Consider the following 17,276-nt stretch of genomic DNA (forward strand, 5'->3'; position numbering starts at 1 on the left):
ACTTCTTGTTCCTTCAATACGCGCCCGAAGCGTCGGAAACCGTACCGGAATCCGTGGACGCCATCCCATTACCCGCTTTGCGGGAATCCTCAGGTGAAACGCGGTTGGCCGCGTCCCTACTCCATCCGGCGAAAAACTGCCAGCGGCTCAAATGCGCCAGCACCCGATCGGCGGCGCGGGCGTCGGTCACGCCCAGATGCACCGCATTCTCGCGCCCCAATGCCATAGATAGGGACTGCCGGTCCACCGGCAAGATCGTCCCTTCACGGCCGGACCCTTCATCCCCTTCGCCGACCCGCCAGGCCTGCGCGAGCTTCTTGCGGCCGTCCTCGCCCGCGTCGCTTGCGTGCAGCAGCAGGCGAACCTGCCCTTTGCGCGCGGCCTGTTCGATCTTTTCGTTGCCCGAAATCAGCGTGCCGGACCGCGACTCAAGCCCCAACCGGTCGAGCGTCGCGCGCCGAAGCTGCGTTTCGATCCGTTCGCCGAGATCGTCCGGGATGGTCAGCCCATTTTCGTGCAGCGCCCGCGCGAGTCCGCCCTTCAGCTTGCCCTTTACCCGCGCCGCCTCCAGCGTGGCGCGATCGACGCCGATCCACGCCCCGCGCCCCGGTGCCTTTCCCAGAACATCGGGCCCGATCACGCCGTCGGGCCCGAGCGCCAGGCGCACGAGCCGTTCGGCCGGCGCGACATCGCCGGTCACCACACAGCGCCGCTCGGGCACGTGTTCTCCGCGCTTGCCCGCGCGGTCGGTTTGGCTCAGTTGATCATTGCGCGGGGTCCGCATCGGCGGCCTCCCCGTTTTGCGGCTCGGCCGCGGGTGCGGCTTGCGGCTCATCGTCGAACCAGTGCGCACGCGCCGCCATGATGATCTCGTTGCCCTGCTCTTCGGACAGGCCATATTCGCCCAGCACGCCGCCCTTGTCCTCGGCGCGCTCGCTCCGCTCGCTGCGCGCGGGACCCCGGCGATTGTCCTGGCGCTTCTTGGCGATCAGTTCGTCGGTGGCGAGGTCGGCCAGGTCGTCGAGCGTCTTGATGCCAGCCTTGCCGAGCACGACCAGCATCGCTTCGGTCAGGTGCGGGATGTCGGCCAGATCGTCTTCGACGCCAAGTTCGCGGCGTTCGACGCGCGATGCTTCCTCGCGGCGCTCGAGCGCTTCGGTCGCGCGGCTCTGCAGTTCCTGCGCCAGTTCGTCGTCGAAACCTTCGATGCTCGCAAGTTCGTCGATGCCGACATAGGCGACCTCTTCAAGCTCGCCGAACCCTTCGGCAACCAGCAACTGGGCGAGCGTCTCGTCGACGTCCAGTTCTTCCTGGAACATCGTCGAACGTTCGACGAATTCGCGCTGACGCTTCTCGCTCGCGTCGGCCTCGGTCATGATGTCGATCTGGCTGCCGGTAAGCTGGCTGGCGAGACGGACGTTCTGACCACGGCGACCGATGGCAAGCGACAGCTGGTCGTCGGGAACGACGACTTCGATGCGGCTGTCATCCTCGTCGATGACAACGCGCTGCACCGTCGCGGGCTGAAGCGCGTTGACGACGAAGGTCGCGGTATCTTCGGACCACGGGATGATGTCGATCTTCTCGCCCTGCATTTCCTGGACGACCGCCTGGACGCGGCTACCCTTCATGCCGACGCAGGCGCCAACGGGGTCGATCGAACCGTCGTAGCTGATCACGCCGATCTTGGCGCGGCTACCCGGATCGCGCGCGGCGGCCTTGATCTCGATGATGCCGTCATAGATTTCGGGCACTTCCTGCGCGAACAGCTTCTTCATGAAATCGGGGTGCGCGCGGCTGAGGAAAATCTGCGGACCGCGGTTCTCGCGGCGCACCGACAGGATCAGCGCGCGGACACGGTCGCCGACGCGCATCAATTCGCGCGGGATCTGCTGGTCGCGGCGGATCACGCCTTCGGCACGGCCGAGGTTGACGACGATGTGACCGAATTCGACCGACTTCACGACGCCGGTGATGATCTCGCTCGCGCGGTCCTTGAACTCTTCATACTGGCGCTCGCGATCGGCTTCGCGCACCTTCTGGAAGATGACCTGCTTCGCCGACTGTGCGTCGATGCGGCCCAGATCGACCGCAGGCAGCGGGTCGACGATGAAGTCGCCGAGCTTCGCATCCTTTTGCAGCTTCTGACCGGCGGCGAGGTCGACCTGCTTGAAATAATCCTCGACCTGCTCGACGACCTCGACGACGCGCCACAGGCGCAGGTCGCCAGTCTGCGCGTCAAGCTTGGCGCGGATGTCGTTCTCCGCGCCGTAGCGCGCGCGCGCGGCACGCTGGATCGCTTCCTCGATGGCCTCGATGACGATGGCCTTGTCGATCATCTTCTCACTGGCGACCGAATTGGCGATCGCGAGCAGTTCGGCCTTGTTCGCGGAAATGGCAGTGGCCATCAGTCCTGTCCTTCTTCTTCCATTTCGTCGGCGCCTTCGACTGAAAGCGGGACGGTTGCGGCAATCAATTTGTCGGTGAGAAACAGCTTCGCCGTCTCGATCGCATCGAACGGCAGCTTGTGCTCCACCTCTTCTTTATCCGAAATCGTAACGACATCGCCGTCGATGCCGACCAGCGTACCGTTGAAACGCTGACGCCCGTTCAGCTTTTCCTTCAGCGCGATCTTCGCCTCATGCCCCGCCCAGTCGGCGAAGTCGGCAGGGCGCGTCAGCGGCCGGTCGATGCCCGGCGACGACACCTCGAGCCGGTAGGCGCCGTCGATCGGATCCTTGCCCGCTTCCTCGAGCGCGTCGAGCTGCTCCGAGATGCGGCGCGACAGATCGGCGCAATCGTCGATGGTGAGCTGGCGCGTGTCGGGCCGCTCAGCCATCACCTGCAACGTCGGATCGCTCTCCCCGCCAAAGAAGGCGACGCGCACGAGTGCAAGGCCCAATGCCTCGGCTTCGGGCGCGATGATCGCGTTGAGGGCGTCGAAATCGACCAAATCAGTTTCCCAAATCGGATGACCGGAAAACCATGCGGAAACAGCCGCCGCGGCCCGCGGCCCCGACGTCCCAACTGGCTAACCATGTCAAGAAGTACGGCGCATATAGGCCGGGATGGCTGAGTCGGCAAGGGGGAATGGCGTCAGGGGTCGAGCAGCCACCCAGCCCCGCCGGCCGCAATCACCAGCAGCGGCGCCAACCATTTCCCCCTGAGCCCCGTCACGGCGGCGACCGCGCTGCCGAAGATCGCGAGACCCGCGGCCGGACTCGACACACGAAGTGCCGTCGCCCAGCCAAGTTGAAGCAATGTCGCACCGATCACGCCGACGACCGCAGCGGCGACTCCGGCCAGCGCGCGGTGCAACGCCGGATTCTCCACCGCCGCCTCCAGCCGCTCGAAGAAGATCATGGAAAAGGCGAAAGCGGGCAGGAACATGCCGGCCGTGATCGCGAGCGCACCCGGCATCCCGGCCACGACATAGCCTGCAAACGTCGCGAATATGACGAGCGGTGCCGGCAACATTCCGGAGATTGCGACGCCGTCGAGAAAGCTCGCATCGGACAGCCAGCCACGGCCGACGGTGTCGGTGCGCACATAGGGAATTGCCGTATAGGCACCGCCGAACGTCAGGAGTCCGCCCTTCAGCCCAGTTGCGAACAGCGCGATGATTCCCACTTCGCTCGCCGCGACCGTCGGCGTCCCGGCAGGGCCGGCGCCCGGCATCAGCATAGCCAACCCGATAGCTGCTGCCAGCACGGCCACAACGGCGGCAGGCCGCGCCGCAAAACCATAGACGAGCCCTGCCGCTGTCAGCGGAATCCAGAACGGCGCGTCAGCCAGCGTAGCCGTCATGGACATCGCAGCGAGAAGCCACAACAACCTGTCTTCGAGGATGTGGGTGCCGATCCGCTGCACCGCACGCAAGATGATTGCAAGCACCGCGATCTGCACGCCCAGGAAAATGGAAATCATCGCCGGATTGCCGACGATCCAGTCCTTGTAGAGCCACGCCGCGCCCAGCATCAGCGCAAAGCCCGGCAGCATGAAGCCCAGCCCGGCAAGCAGCCCACCCATCCGTCCGCGCGCGACCATCCCAAGGTGGACACACAGTTCATGCGCCTCCGGCCCCGGCAATATCTGCATCACCGCGAGCAGCCGGTTGAAGCGCTCGGGCGAAATCCACCGCTCCTCCTCGACAAGCGCCTGCTTCACCATTGCTATCTGCGCGACCGGACCGCCGAATGCGAAAAAGCCAAAGCGCAGAAAACGCCAGGAGAGCTGCAAAAGGGAAAGTCGGGGGGGCGAAGGGTCCGGGATCGACATGGCAAGCGCGCTCCTTTCCGCAAAAGCGGACGATGGAGCGGAACTTGGACAGCGAGCCGTCTCAACGGGCGTCCGCGTGGCCCGTCCCGTCGAGATAGCATATTGCGGACACGGCAAAAGATAGTTTGCCTTCTATCCCGATTGCCCGATCTATTCTTATAGGATAGGGGGGTATCCTATGTCGCACTTACGCTCCGACAAGAACCAGCTTCTGGCACGCACCCGGCGCATAGCGGGACAACTTGCAGCGATCGAACGTGCGATCGAAGGCGACGCCGAATGCGCCGCGATCCTGCATCAGGTCGCAGGAGTGCGCGGGGCGGTGGCTGGACTGATGGACGAGCTTGTCGCCGATCATCTGAAATCGCACGTCGTCGCGCCTGGCCTCTCCGACGCCGAACGAGCAGAGGGCGGCAACGAGCTGCTCGCCGCGATCCGCCGCTATGGGAAATAGGGGGAAAAATGTCGCTCGACAGTGAAATCGATGCGCTGACGCACCGTCATGTCTATCTGGGCGCGCGGCATGACGAGAATGCGCGCCGTACCCTGTGGGTCGTGCTGTTGACGGCCGTCATGATGGTGGGCGAGATCGCCGCCGGCATCGTCTTCAACTCGATGGCGCTGCTCGCCGACGGCTTTCACATGGCGACGCATGCCGGCGCGCTTGGCATCGCGGCGCTCGCCTATCGCTATGCCAAACGCCATGCGGAAAGCGGCCGATACACGTTCGGGACCGGCAAGGTCGGCGATCTGGCGGGCTTCGCTTCGGCGCTGGTGCTCGGAATCGTCGCGCTTGGCATTGCCTGGGAATCGGCGATCCGCCTCGTCAATCCCAGCCCCGTCGCGTTCGGCGAGGCGACGGTGATCGCGGTGATCGGCCTTGGCGTGAATATCGTCAGCGCCCTCCTCCTCGGTCACGGACACGAGCACGGGCATGATCACAGCCATCATCACGACCATGCGGAGGATCATGATCATGATCACGCTCATGACCATGGGCACGAGAAGGACAACAACCTTCGTTCCGCCTATTTCCACGTGATCGCCGACGCGCTGACCTCGGTTCTGGCTATCGCGGCGCTGCTCGGCGGTCGGTATCTGGGCTGGGTGTGGCTCGATCCCGCAATGGGTATCGTCGGCGCGATCGTCATCGCGGTCTGGTCGGCCACGCTGATGCGCGACACCGGTGCGGTACTGCTCGACGCCACGGACACCGCGCTGGAAAGCGAAATCCGTTCACGGGTCGAGGGGCCGGGCGACGCGACGATCACCGACCTTCACGTCTGGCGCGTAGGCCCCGGCGCGCACGCCGCGATCGTCAGCGTGGTTGGCGCGCCACGCAGCACGATCTGCCAGCGGCTGCGACCGATACGCGAAATCGAGCATCTGACCGTGGAGACGCGATAGAACTGGACCCTCTAGGGTCAGGACCCTAGTCGATAACCTCGACCTCGATATGCGGCGCCAGCTTCGCAAGCTTGCCTGCCCAGCGCTCATAAGGCCAGGGGATCACCTCCTGATCGAACCAGAACTGCCGATTCCCGTCGATGTCATACAGATGGACCTCATCGTCGCCTTCGTCCCTGCGGACGATACGAAGCTTGCCGATCCGCGACGGGTGGATCCGCCCTTCATCGCCGCCGGCCCTGCCGATACGCCCCTGCCACCAGACGAGGTCGCCCGTTGCAGGGTCCAGCAAGCTGCCGCGGCGGGGATTGGCCAGCATGTTCAGGCCGGCACCCAGAGCGACCAGCGCGCCGAGCGCCTGCGCCAACGGTACCAGCCATGGCGCGCACTCGCGCCCGTCCTCGCTGCAATTCTCCTCGGGGCGGATCGTCGACCCGGCCCAGAAGAACATCGCACCGACCGCCAGCAACAGCCACATGCGGGCATCACTCCGCGCGCTGCGGCGATAAGTCGGGAGGCCTGTATCGGTCACGGCGGGAAGTTAGCGCAGCAGCCTCAACAGGACGCTAACATGGCAAGGCACCCTTCACGCGAGGAAACGCCGTTCCGCCGGGCAAGGATGTCTCCGGCGGACAGCAACAGAAACGCGCCGCTCCGGTCGCTCGATCGATCCTGCAACCCATTGATTTCGTGGATAGCGGGAAGACGATTTCGACCTTTTCGGCGGTATCCCGGCGATATCGCGGACGGTCGGGGCGGATCATTCCACGCCAAATGAAGCCTACGCTTTGCGAGCAATCGCCCTTCATGCCCGGCGGCGCGCTTGTCCCCCTCCGGTACATCGCGCAGAGAGCGAAACATTTTATTGGCGATTCAGGGCATAAGGCAGGGTGACGGCGGTTCGGGCGAATCGGCCGCGGAGATTTTGACGCGACATATGAAACCCGAACTGACCCTTTCCGCCCGCTCGACGTGGCGCGATCCGGTGCCGCAAAGGCCGGCGGGGCCGGGCCGCGAATATTGGGGATTGCTGGTCGCGGTCGTGGTCGTCGCCTGCCTCGCGCTCACGCTGTCGAGCGGTCAATATCGCCCGCGCGGCTTCGGGCCGTACAGCGTTACCGTACCGCTGAACTTCAAGACCTATGACCCGGCCCGCTGGGCGGTGATGAACGCGGACACCTACGAGGACGCGCTGAAGATCGATCCGACGCTGCCGAACCCCGACAGCGTCGGCTATGCCGATGCAACCGCCAACGCACCGCTGACCGCGGCGCAACTGCAACAGGAAGCCCTAGTCGGGCCGCCCGCCACGCCTTATGTCTTTCGCGGGCTCACCGCGCTTGACCGCGAGCGCGCGCATTATTGCCTGACCTCCGCGATCTACTACGAGGCCGCGTCCGAAAGCGACGACGGAATGCGCGGGGTCGCACAGGTTATCGTCAACCGCGCCCGGCATCCCAGCTTCCCGAACACGATCTGCGGAGTCGTCTTCCAGGGATCGCAGCGCGCAGGCGTCTGTCAGTTCACTTTCTCGTGCGACGGCGCGATGGCGCGCGCGCCCGAACGGCGCAACTGGCTCCGCGCAAGCCGCATCGCCGCCGCCGCGCTCAACGGATATGTGTTTCCGGGCGTCGGCCTCGCGACCCATTATCACACGACTGCAATCTGGCCGCGCTGGGGTAAGAGCCTCGTCATGACGAATATCGTCGGAGCGCACATCTTCCACCGTTGGCGCGGCCGCTGGGGCATGCCCGACGCCTTCCGTGCACCCTATACCGGCCGCGAGCCGGTGCCGGGCCCCTATATGCCCGTGGCGCAGCAGCTTGCGATCCTGAAGGGCCAGGGTATCGCGCCGGGCGCGGGACCGGTCCCCGCACTGGCCGGCACCGCCGCACCGCTGCCCGATGTTGCGCCGGCACCGATGCCGGGCACGATGTCGGCCCCCAGCGCGCCCCTGCCCGCAGCACCCCCCGCGCCGCCTACGCCGACCTACGCCGATCCGCGACTGAACCAGTCCGGGCAGATCAGGGAAGAGTTCAGCAAGAGCGGGGAGTGGATTCGCTGACCGAAGCCGCCTAGTCTCGTGGCATCACCATCAGGGAGGATGTCATGGGACATGTGAAAGGCATCGGCGGCCTCTTCTTCCGTTCGAAGGACCCGGAGAAACTCGGCACCTGGTATCGCGAACGGCTGGGCGTCGGCGGCGGCTGCAGCGCCGACGAGAGCGTGCCGCCCAATCAGTGGGTGTGGAACGTTACCGCCGGCCCACTCGTCTTCGCGCCTTTCAAGGCCGACACCGACTATTTTCCTGCTGACCGGCAACACATGCTGAACCTGCGGGTCGACGACCTCGACGCCGTACTGGTGCCGTTTCACGAAGCGGGCGACGAAGTGATCACCAAACCCGAATGGGACGACCCCAGCGTGGGCCGCTTCGCGCGCGTCCATGACCCCGAAGGCAATCCGATCGAACTTTGGGAGCCGCCGAAGAGCTGAGGCCGAGCGAAACCGGGCGGGTGTCTCTTTACCGGCCCTGGCTACGCCACCGCTTGACGACGCGCTCGAGGATTTCCGCCTCGCCGCCGGTTTCGCGCCACAGCTTGGAAAACAGCGGATCGCTCGACGCCGGCCGCTTGTCCTCTTCGAGCGTGTCGAGATAGACGCGGATCGGGATCGAAACGCCTTCGCCGCAGACAATGCACTCGCGGTTGCGAAGCGCTGGGATCGAATCGATGAAGCCGCGCGCGCCTTCGGGCATCGCCGCCTTCACGAAATGCTGGTCGCGTTCGTTGTTGAGGCGCATCGAGATGATCGTACCGCACTGCGACAGCACGCCTTCGGCGAGATCGGACGGCCGCTGCGTGATCAGACCCAGCGACACGCCGTACTTACGGCCTTCCTTGGCGATACGTTCCAGGATCTTGCGGACCGACTGGCCTTTGCCGATGTCCTTTGACGGAATGTAGCGATGCGCCTCCTCGCAGACGAGCAGGATGGGACGTTGCGGTTCGCCGCGCGACCAGATCGCATAGTCGAAGGTCAGGCGCGACAGCACCGCGACGACGACGCCGGTGATATCCGACGGCACGCCCGACACGTCGATGATCGAGATCGGCCGACCGTCGGACGGCAGGCGGAAGATCTTGCCGAGGAAGTTTGCCATCGTGTCCGCGACGAGCATGCCCGAGAACATGAAATTATACCGCGGGTCGGCGCGCATTTCCTCGATCTTGCCCTTGATGCGCATGAACGGCGCGCTTGACGTCGCCTTGTCGAGCTTGCCCATCTCGTTCTGAAGGATGTTGAGCAGGTCGGAGAGGAGGTAGGGAATCGGGGAGTCGACCGTGATCTTGGTCATCCCTTCGGCAAGCCGGTTCTTCATGCGGGCCTGCAGCAGGCAACGCGCCAGAACGTCGCAGTCGGCCTGGCGATCACGGCCTTCGGCCGTCACGAATACCTCGCAATGCTCCTCGAAGTTCATCAGCCAATAGGGCATGGCCAGATTGTCGACGTCGAACAGAGCGCCGGTGCCTTTGAAGGCCGCCGAATATTCGCCGTGCGGATCGATCATCACGATATGACCCTGCGGCGCGAGCTCGCAGATCTTGTGGAGGATCAGCGCGGCGCTGGTCGATTTACCCGTACCGGTCGATCCCAGCAGCGCGAAATGCTTGCCGAGCATCGCGTCGACATACAGCGAACCGCGGATATCCTTCGTCGGATAGACAGTGCCGATCTCGACATGCGCGCGCTCGTCGGCGGCATAGATCTGCTTCAGGTCGTGGCTGGTCGCCGCATAGACCTGGCTTCCCGGAATCGGATAGCGCGTGACACCGCGGCGGAAATTGTGAATGCGACCGGTGATCTTTTCTTCATCGCCTTCGCCGAGGAAATCGACCGTCGCGACAATCAGCCCTTCGCCGCGTTCGTGCAGTTGCTGGTCGCGGATACTGGCGAGCAGCCAGACATTGCCCACCCGAATCTTGATCTGCGCGCCGACCTGACCCGCCATCGCGACCGCGGCATCGGGCGACGATGTGAGCTGACCGATCGTCGTGGCGTCAAGCAGAATGCGCGAAGCCGAACCCGAAATATCAATGACTTCGCCGATCAACAACTCGTCGCGATGGTGCGTCACGACCGGCGCGACGGCCGCGGCAGTACCGCCGCCCGCCAACCGGACGTGCTGCGCAGCCGTCGAATCTCCGGCGGGAAACCCACCGCTCTGCATATCCATATTCAGCCCCGCCATTGTTGTCCCGATGCCGGTATCGCAGGTGGGGGTAAACAAAGCGCTTACATTAAAGCGCAGCCGGTCAGCGGCGGCGGAAAATGGCCGATGCCCCATAGCCGAGCAGCAGCGACAGCGCGACCGCGCTGAGGCCATAGAGAAAGCCATGGCGCTGCGCCGCCAATGCAACAAAGCGTTCGAACCCCGCCTTGCGGATCTGGACATCGCGCGACGCCACCGCCAGCACACGCCCCTGGCTGATAAGGTAGGTTTCGGCGCGATAGGTTCCCACGGGCACGCGCGCCGGCACCGGAATACGCGCGCGATAGAGCACGCCTTCGGTGATCTCGACCGCCGCGGCATTTTCATAGAACAGGCCGATCCGCCGATACAGGTCGATCAGCCCACCCTCGAAACGCTCCAGCTTTCGCGCTTCCGAAAATCCCGTGGGGGACATCGAGAGGTTCGTCAGGCCAAGTTCGAAGATTGCGGCGGTACGTTCATCGACCAGCTTGTCGATTGGCCGCGACGATCCGATGGCATAGAATCCGGGCGACGAACGGAGGCGAATACTGCTCGCATTGACCCAGATACCGGCTACGCGCCGCTTTTCCCGCAGCACGATCGGGCGCACCGGGCCTTTGAGCACCACCACGATATCGGCGCGATCCTCGGGCAGGCGCTGCCCCGGGTAAAGAATCGCCCCGAACAGCAGCAACTCTTCGCCGGTAAAGCTGTACTGGATGTCGATCGCGCGGCTCGATACATCGGGAACAAGCCGCGGGTCGGCGGCCCGCGCCGTCGAAGCCGAAAACAGCATCGCCAGAATGACGATCAGGGCGCGGGAAACACTCATTGCACGGTATAGATTTCATCGGGACGGATGAAGAGCCCGACCGCCATCCGCGCGGCAACAAGCAACACGATCACGGCGAGCGCCATGCGCAGATATTCGGGCTTTACCTTCTGCGCAAAGCGCGCGCCGAACTGCGCGCCGACGACACTGCCAAGCAACAGCAGCCCCGCAAGAACGATATCCACCGCCCCCGTCGTCATCGCGTGGACCATCGTCGCCGCAATCGTGACAAACAATATCTGGAAGAGCGAGGTACCCACCACGACCTGCGTCCCCATGCCGAGCAGATAGATCATCGCGGGCACCATGATGAACCCGCCGCCGACCCCGAGCAACATCGTCAAGACACCGACGATCGTCCCGAGCAGCAGCGGCGCGAGCGGCGATATATACAGGCCCGAACGATAGAAACGCCAACGCAGGGGCAGGTTGGCGACCATCGGATGATGCCGCCGCTTGCGCGCCGGCGCCGGTAGCCCCGCGCGTACGGCGCGGAGCGTCGTCCACGCCTCACGCGCCATCAACCCGCCGACCGAACCGAGAAGAACGACGTAGAGGATGTTGATCGCGGTATCGATCTGGCCCCAGGCCGTGAGCAACTCGAACAGCCCCGCACCGATCAGCGAACCGAGCAGGCCGCCGCAGATCAGCACCAGCCCCATGCGGACATCGACACCATCGCGTTCGAAATGGGCAAGCGCGCCCGATACGCTGGCGCCGGTCACCTGCGTCGCCGCCGACGCGGCAGCGACCGTCGGGGGTATGCCGTAAAAGATCAGCAACGGTGTCGTCAGAAACCCTCCGCCGACGCCGAACATTCCCGACAGGAAACCGACACCGCCACCGAGCAGGATAATCACCAGCGCGTTGACCGACAGATTGGCGACGGGAAGATAAAGGTCCACAGGATCAGCGCTTCCGGACGATGGATACGAGGTGCCGCAGGCTGATCGGCGGCGTCGCGGCTCGGCCTTCGTTCCTGTGCATTTGCGCCCCCGCTCTCTCGCCTTGAACAACCCGGTTCGAAACCCGCGCGCGCCGCCTGAAACAGCGCCGAGTCCCGAAACCCTAGAGCATTTTTGCGGGCCGGGGAATCGGCGGCGGCAGGTAAATTTGATGCCGTGTCAGAAGTCGGTCGCAAGCGTCAGCGCGGCCCCGCTCTCGGGCCTTGCATCGCCCGCGATCCGCTGACGCCAGTCGATCGCGATCCGGCTGCCATGACCGACGTCGGGAAGCTTGAGCGTCAGCCGGGGACCGATGTCGACCCGTCCGGTGCCGGGCTGGATCGCCGCGGCGGCGAGGGCGCCCAGTCGCAACGGCGCGGTTTCGTGAGCGCCCAGGCGGTGGTCGATCACCACGGCGCCGTCGGCGAAACCGTCGCGTTGCCGGGCCCCGACGACACCGGCCTGCGCATAGGCGTCGAGCTGGAACCCTGCGGGCAGCGCCACATTACTGACTCCCCCCGCGGCGTACGCCGCAAGCGCGGTGCGCCCCTGCCTGCCGGCCGCGACGCGCTGCTCGATCGCGATATCGACCGGAAGGCGCTTGACGGGCGCAAAAGCGAAGCCGGCGGCAAGGTCGCGCTGCGCCGGACGCTCCACCGCAATGGTCGCACGGCCGTACGCGCGAAGACGGCCGCTGCCGCCAAAACCATAAGAGAGGCGCACGCCGGCCTGCGAGCCGCCCAATTGCCCCTCGGCGGCGATGGCGCCTGACGTCCCGCCCGAGCCGTCGCGCAGATAAATCCAACCTCCGATCGACCAACCCGCAAGTTGCCTTTGCATCCAGAAGGGTTGACCGAGCCCCGGCGGCACGGGCGCGATGGCCGGCGCCGAGCCCCAACCTGCTCCGCGCGCTGGAATGGCTGCAATGCCTGCAGACGGCTGGATGAAGCGGGTCATCATCGCGAAACGGAGACGGTGAAGATCGACGTCGAGCCCTCCCGCGCCGCTGCCGCGCGCCGCGGGCTGACCGGGGCTCGCCACGGAGGGTCGGACCGATCGCGACAGATGCGGTGTCCGCGACGCCGGCAACGCCCGGACCGCGGCCGAAACCGAAGAGGCCGCCGGACCTCCGACCACCGCGGCGATCCGAGCCGCGGAAGGTGGCGGCCAGGGCGGGCGAACGACCTCGGGGACAAAGGGCGCCGCCGGATTGGACGTGACGAGAATCCGAATCAGGACCCACCCAATCAGGCAGATCAACAGAAAACGCAGCGCGCGTGCTTCGCCGCTTATCCTTATGCCGGCCACGAGCCCCATCAGGGCGCCGCCACACCGGGCGTCACATGATCGGGGTTGGGGTGGTGTTCGGTCTTGTCCCAAACGACCTTCCCCGACCGCAACATGCGGTAATAGAGTCCGACTGCGCGCCGCGCCGCGAGAATGGCAATGACATTGGCCACAAAGGCGCGCGGCAAGGCCATCAGCGCCTGACGACCGCCATACCATTGCGCCGTGAAATGGCCGCGCATCCCCAGGCGCCAGACGAGTATCGCCGCGTCGATCGCCATGAGGGTCCGTAGCGCCTCACTCGAATGCGGCGGTGCCCATCCCGCAAGAATTTGCCCGGCCTTGCCGAGCGCTGTCACGACAAGCGCGACATAGGCGGTCAACAAGACGAGCGCCGCGAGCGGGGCGCGGCGGTCGCGCCACAGCATCCACCGCGTCAGCCAGATGTCGCGGCGCGGCCTCGCGGCTCCGCGGCGCCCGGGTCCGATCCAGCCGAGCGAATCCCATCCCGCCAGAGCAATGCCGGCAATCCAGCGCGCCTTCTGGCGGACCGCCGTTTCGACGGTGCCGGGAAAGGAACCTCGCGACACGATGCGATCACCGGCAGGCCCGAAGATATCGACAAAGCGGGCGCTGAGCCCATAGGCGCCGATCAGCATGCCCAGTTCATAATCTTCGGTCAGGCTTTCGGCCCGGAACGGCAGCCCGCCGCGCTCGAGGGCCAACAGCGTCACGGTGTTGCGCGACAGCGCACAACCCACACCGGCCGAAGGTACCGGCAGGCCGAGCTGCGAACGAAGCGCGACCTCCTTGCCGTGCGCCTCCGCAAATTCGTCACAATAATGACCGCCGATCCAGATCGATCCCCGATCGACGAACGGTACCACCGGGATCTGGATCATGGCGTGATCACGAAGCCCGCGGCGATAAACCGACAATTCTGCCGGATGCACATAATCCTCGGCATCGTGCAGGACGATTCCGGCAAAGCGAAAGCCCTCGGCGCGTTCGTCTTCGCCGAGCGCGGCCCACAGCGCGTTAAGATTGTCGCCCTTCGTCGTCGGACCGTCGCTCTGACCGATAACCAGGCGCAGCCGCTGGTCGCGGGCGACCAACGGCGACACCGCGAGCAGCGTCGCACTGTCATTGGGGTAGCAGCCAATATAAATGCGAAAATCTTCGCCCGCCCACGCCATGAGCGCGCGCTCCAGTGTCGCCGGCAGAACCGCATCTTCGCGCCAGGCCGGTATGAAGATCGCCAGCCTCTCATCGCGCACCTCCGCCGGCGGAAGCGCCGCAGGACGAGCAACGATCTGCGACCGGTCTCGCATCCGAAGCCACAGAAGGTCGAACAACAGGTCGTCGATTCCGATCAACAGAATGCCGACCGACGCAAACAGCATCAGTTCGCCGCCGGTTCTCTGCACCAGCCATTCCAGCCATGCGGACGCCGGTTCCACCGCTTGCCCCGCTCCCCGATCGCGTGATTACGCTGACCCGATATTGGGTAATCGGGACGCAATTTTTGTAAAGGGTGGCGGGATTGCGCATAGACGATAGAAAAGAATGACACCCTCTTCCGAAAACAGGCTGCATCTCACCCTATGTCCAGCATTTCCGCCAATCGCTCAGCTTTGTCTGCCTCTCTGAAAAGTGAAAGTGCGGGCGGAATCTTGCTGATTTTCTCGGCCATAATGGCGATGATTGTTGCGAATTCATCCTTCAGCGAAAGTTACGCCCATCTCGTGCATGCGGTGATCGGTCCGACATTGACCGACAAGCTCGGCCCGATGACGGTTCATCTCTGGATCAACGACGGACTGATGGCGATTTTCTTCCTGCTCGTCGGGCTGGAGATCAAGCGCGAGTTCGTCGATGGCAGGCTCGCGAGCCCGGATCGGCGGCGCCTTCCGTTTATCGCCGCGGCGGCGGGAATGGCGGTTCCCGCAATCCTCTATATGCTGTTTGCCGGCGGCAGCGATGGACTCGCGCGCGGATGGGCGATCCCCGCCGCGACCGACATCGCCTTCGCGATGGGTGTACTCGCGCTGCTCGGCAAACGCGCGCCGACGTCGCTGAAGCTTTTCCTCGTAACCGTCGCGATCGTCGATGACATGGGTGCGGTCGCAATCATCGCGATCTTCTACACTGCGGCGATCAATATTGTGGCACTGGCGGCCGCCGCCGGACTTCTGGGCATCATGGTCGCCTGCAATCGCGGCGGCGTGAAGCATCTCGCGATCTATATGCTGCTCTTTGCGCTGCTGTGGTACGCGATGCTGCTTTCGGGGGTGCATGCGACGATCGCGGGCGTTTTGGCGGCGACCACCATTCCGCTCGAGCGCACGCCGGGCGCTCCCGACAGCAAGACCTCGCCCCTTCACCGGCTTGAACATGCGCTGCATCCCTGGGTCGCCTTCGCGATCGTGCCGGTCTTCGGCTTTGCCAACGCGGGCGTCGATGTCCGCGGCCTGGGTGTCGACCAGATTCTGGCCCCGCTGCCTCTCGGGATTGCCGCGGGCCTGTTCTTCGGCAAGCAAATCGGCATTTTCGGCAGCGTCTGGCTGTCGGTCCGGTTCGGGATCGCGGGCAAGCTGCGTGGTGCCACCTGGCTGCAAATCTACGCGGTTGCGATGTTGTGCGGGATCGGCTTTACGATGAGCCTGTTCATCGGCGGCCTTGCCTTTCCTGACAGGCCGGCACTGATCGACGAAGCGAAGATAGGGGTTTTGATGGGATCGCTGGCCGCAGCGCTGACCGGCTACGTCGTTTTGCGGCTGGCCCCGCTGCATCCGGATCACGCCGCGATCGAAGCCGAAACCGACGACGAAATCGTCGCGGATGGCGATGTACGCGATATGTCCGAGGCACAGGAATGAAGGCCGCCACCTTCGCCTTTTCTGCTGCGGTCGGCCTGGCGCTGACAGGGTGCGCCACCACCGAAACCCCGCAGGCTGACCCTGCCGCAAGGGTCGCGTCGATCGACGTGCGCCGCGCTCCGGTTTCATCACAGGCCATGAACGATATCGCCACCGCTTATGTCCGGCTCAGCCTCGAGATCGGAACGCACGAGGACGGCTATATCGATGCCTATTATGGCCCGTCCGAAATCAAGGCGGCGGCCGAGGCGGCACCGCGCGACAAGACCGCGTTGCTGACCGCGACGCGGGCGCTGAGCCTGCAGCTCGAGACCGCAGCGCGGCGCCTGTCCGACGCGGCGGATCGCCGCCGCGCCACCTTCCTTCATGCCCAGCTTCGCGCCGCCGAAACCCGGTTGCTGATGATGCAAGGAACGCGCTTCACGTTCGCCGACGAGGCCGAGCGGTTGTTCGGCATTCGTCCGCGACTGAAGCCGCTCGCAAGCTATGACGCCGATCTCGCGCGGGTCGACGCACTAGCCCCCGGCGACGGGCCGCTCTGGCAGCGTGTCGAGGCCTATCTCGACCGCTTCACTATCCCGAAGCACCGGCTGCAGAAGGTATTCGACGCGGCGATCGCGCGCTGCCGGGGCCGCAGCGCCGCGCAGATCGCGATGCCCGAAGGCGAAAGCTTTCGCCTGGAGTTCGTCACCGGCAAGAGCTGGAGCGGCTATAATTACTATCAGGGCGGCTACCACAGCCTGATCCAGGTCAACACCGACCTGCCGATCCGCCTGTCGCGCGCGCTCGATCTGGGGTGCCACGAAGGCTATCCCGGACATCACCTCCTCAACATGAAGCTCGAAGAACAGTTGAGCAGGGGACGCGGCTGGTCGGAGTTCAACGTCTATCCGCTCTACAGTCCGCAAAGCCTGATCGCGGAAGGCAGCGCCAATTACGGCATCGACCTTGCTTTCCCTGGCGAGAGCCGCGCCGACACCGAACGCGACGTGCTGATGCCGATCGCCGAGATCGCTATCCCGACGGACGACCGCTATTGGCAGCTTCTGAAAGCGATCAAGCGCGTATCGGGTGCCCGGCTGACGATCGCCCAGCAATATCTCGACGGTGAGATCGATCGCGCCGAAGCCGTACGGCTGACCCAGAAATATATGCTGGTCTCGCCCGATCGGGCCGACCAGTCGGTGCGCTTCACCGAACAATATCGCAGTTACGTGATCAATTACGGGCTCGGCGAGCAGCTTGTTCAGGCCTATGTCGAGCGTGGGAAGCCGAGCCGTGAGGTCATGTGGCGCCGGATGGCGAAGATAATCAGCGAACCGACGCTGCCGAAGGATCTGCTGGGCCGATGACAGCGGACAGCGCCCTCCTGTGGCTCGGCCAGGCGGGATCGC

At 64.8% G+C, this 17,276-nt stretch carries 16 protein-coding genes; 6 read left to right on the forward strand and 10 right to left on the reverse strand.

Features of this window, described 5'->3' with window-relative positions:
• Window positions 1-13: 13 nt before the first annotated feature.
• From JNM03_RS05305 to chrA, 4 genes are all read right to left on the reverse strand, one after another.
• On the reverse strand, window positions 14-784 hold the full coding sequence (locus tag JNM03_RS05305) for a DUF448 domain-containing protein (RefSeq protein WP_294035013.1): 771 nt from the start codon (window positions 782-784) through the stop codon (window positions 14-16).
• Window positions 765-2,408, reverse strand: a complete 1,644-nt coding sequence (gene nusA / locus JNM03_RS05310) for a transcription termination factor NusA (RefSeq protein WP_294035015.1) — start codon at window positions 2,406-2,408, stop codon at window positions 765-767. The genes JNM03_RS05305 and nusA overlap by 20 nt, the downstream gene beginning before the upstream one ends.
• A complete protein-coding gene (gene rimP, locus JNM03_RS05315) occupies window positions 2,408-2,953 on the reverse strand; it encodes a ribosome maturation protein RimP (RefSeq protein ID WP_294035017.1) in 546 nt (181 codons plus the stop codon). The genes nusA and rimP overlap by 1 nt, the downstream gene beginning before the upstream one ends.
• A 143-nt stretch (window positions 2,954-3,096) precedes the next feature.
• Entirely contained in the window at window positions 3,097-4,278 is a 1,182-nt protein-coding gene (gene chrA / locus JNM03_RS05320) for a chromate efflux transporter (protein WP_294035019.1), read from the reverse strand.
• Between the two features lie 178 nt (window positions 4,279-4,456).
• On the opposite strand from chrA, the gene JNM03_RS05325 reads away from it, so the two are divergent.
• Window positions 4,457-4,732, forward strand: coding sequence for a metal/formaldehyde-sensitive transcriptional repressor (locus tag JNM03_RS05325; RefSeq protein WP_294035021.1), 276 nt, complete (start codon window positions 4,457-4,459; stop codon window positions 4,730-4,732).
• Between the two features lie 8 nt (window positions 4,733-4,740).
• Complete coding sequence (gene dmeF, locus JNM03_RS05330) at window positions 4,741-5,685, forward strand: CDF family Co(II)/Ni(II) efflux transporter DmeF (RefSeq protein ID WP_294035022.1); 945 nt, start codon at window positions 4,741-4,743, stop codon at window positions 5,683-5,685.
• Window positions 5,686-5,710: 25 nt separating this feature from the next.
• Here dmeF and JNM03_RS05335 read toward each other — a convergent pair whose 3' ends face one another.
• Entirely contained in the window at window positions 5,711-6,217 is a 507-nt protein-coding gene (locus JNM03_RS05335; protein ID WP_294035024.1) for a hypothetical protein, read from the reverse strand.
• Between the two features lie 405 nt (window positions 6,218-6,622).
• Between JNM03_RS05335 and JNM03_RS05340 the strand changes: the two genes are divergently transcribed.
• Window positions 6,623-7,750, forward strand: a complete 1,128-nt coding sequence (locus JNM03_RS05340) for a cell wall hydrolase (RefSeq protein ID WP_294035026.1) — start codon at window positions 6,623-6,625, stop codon at window positions 7,748-7,750.
• A gap of 44 nt (window positions 7,751-7,794) precedes the next feature.
• Complete coding sequence (locus JNM03_RS05345) at window positions 7,795-8,181, forward strand: VOC family protein (protein ID WP_294035028.1); 387 nt, start codon at window positions 7,795-7,797, stop codon at window positions 8,179-8,181.
• A gap of 28 nt (window positions 8,182-8,209) precedes the next feature.
• On the opposite strand, the gene JNM03_RS05350 is transcribed toward JNM03_RS05345, so the two are convergent.
• The 5 genes from JNM03_RS05350 to JNM03_RS05370 form a co-directional block, all read right to left on the reverse strand.
• Entirely contained in the window at window positions 8,210-9,922 is a 1,713-nt protein-coding gene (locus JNM03_RS05350) for a DUF87 domain-containing protein (protein WP_294035340.1), read from the reverse strand.
• Window positions 9,923-10,001: 79 nt separating this feature from the next.
• Window positions 10,002-10,772, reverse strand: a complete 771-nt coding sequence (locus JNM03_RS05355) for a TIGR02186 family protein (RefSeq protein ID WP_294035030.1) — start codon at window positions 10,770-10,772, stop codon at window positions 10,002-10,004.
• Complete coding sequence (locus tag JNM03_RS05360) at window positions 10,769-11,677, reverse strand: sulfite exporter TauE/SafE family protein (protein ID WP_294035032.1); 909 nt, start codon at window positions 11,675-11,677, stop codon at window positions 10,769-10,771. Before JNM03_RS05360 ends, JNM03_RS05355 begins: the two co-directional genes overlap by 4 nt.
• Before the next feature lie 219 nt (window positions 11,678-11,896).
• A complete protein-coding gene (locus JNM03_RS05365) occupies window positions 11,897-12,757 on the reverse strand; it encodes a hypothetical protein (protein WP_294035034.1) in 861 nt (286 codons plus the stop codon).
• A 275-nt stretch (window positions 12,758-13,032) separates the two neighbouring features.
• Complete coding sequence (locus tag JNM03_RS05370; protein WP_294035035.1) at window positions 13,033-14,463, reverse strand: glycosyl transferase family protein; 1,431 nt, start codon at window positions 14,461-14,463, stop codon at window positions 13,033-13,035.
• Window positions 14,464-14,607: 144 nt separating this feature from the next.
• Between JNM03_RS05370 and nhaA the strand changes: the two genes are divergently transcribed.
• Window positions 14,608-15,882 (forward strand): Na+/H+ antiporter NhaA, encoded by a 1,275-nt coding sequence (gene nhaA, locus JNM03_RS05375; protein WP_294035037.1) that lies wholly within the window; start codon window positions 14,608-14,610, stop codon window positions 15,880-15,882.
• The gene (locus JNM03_RS05380; protein WP_294035039.1) at window positions 15,879-17,234 is read left to right on the forward strand and encodes a hypothetical protein; all 1,356 of its coding nucleotides are present in this window, start codon (window positions 15,879-15,881) and stop codon (window positions 17,232-17,234) included. The genes nhaA and JNM03_RS05380 overlap by 4 nt, the downstream gene beginning before the upstream one ends.
• Window positions 17,235-17,276: the final 42 nt, after the last annotated feature.

It is taken from the genome of Sphingopyxis sp. (assembly GCF_016793825.1).
In the GTDB taxonomy this organism is placed as follows: domain Bacteria; phylum Pseudomonadota; class Alphaproteobacteria; order Sphingomonadales; family Sphingomonadaceae; genus Sphingopyxis.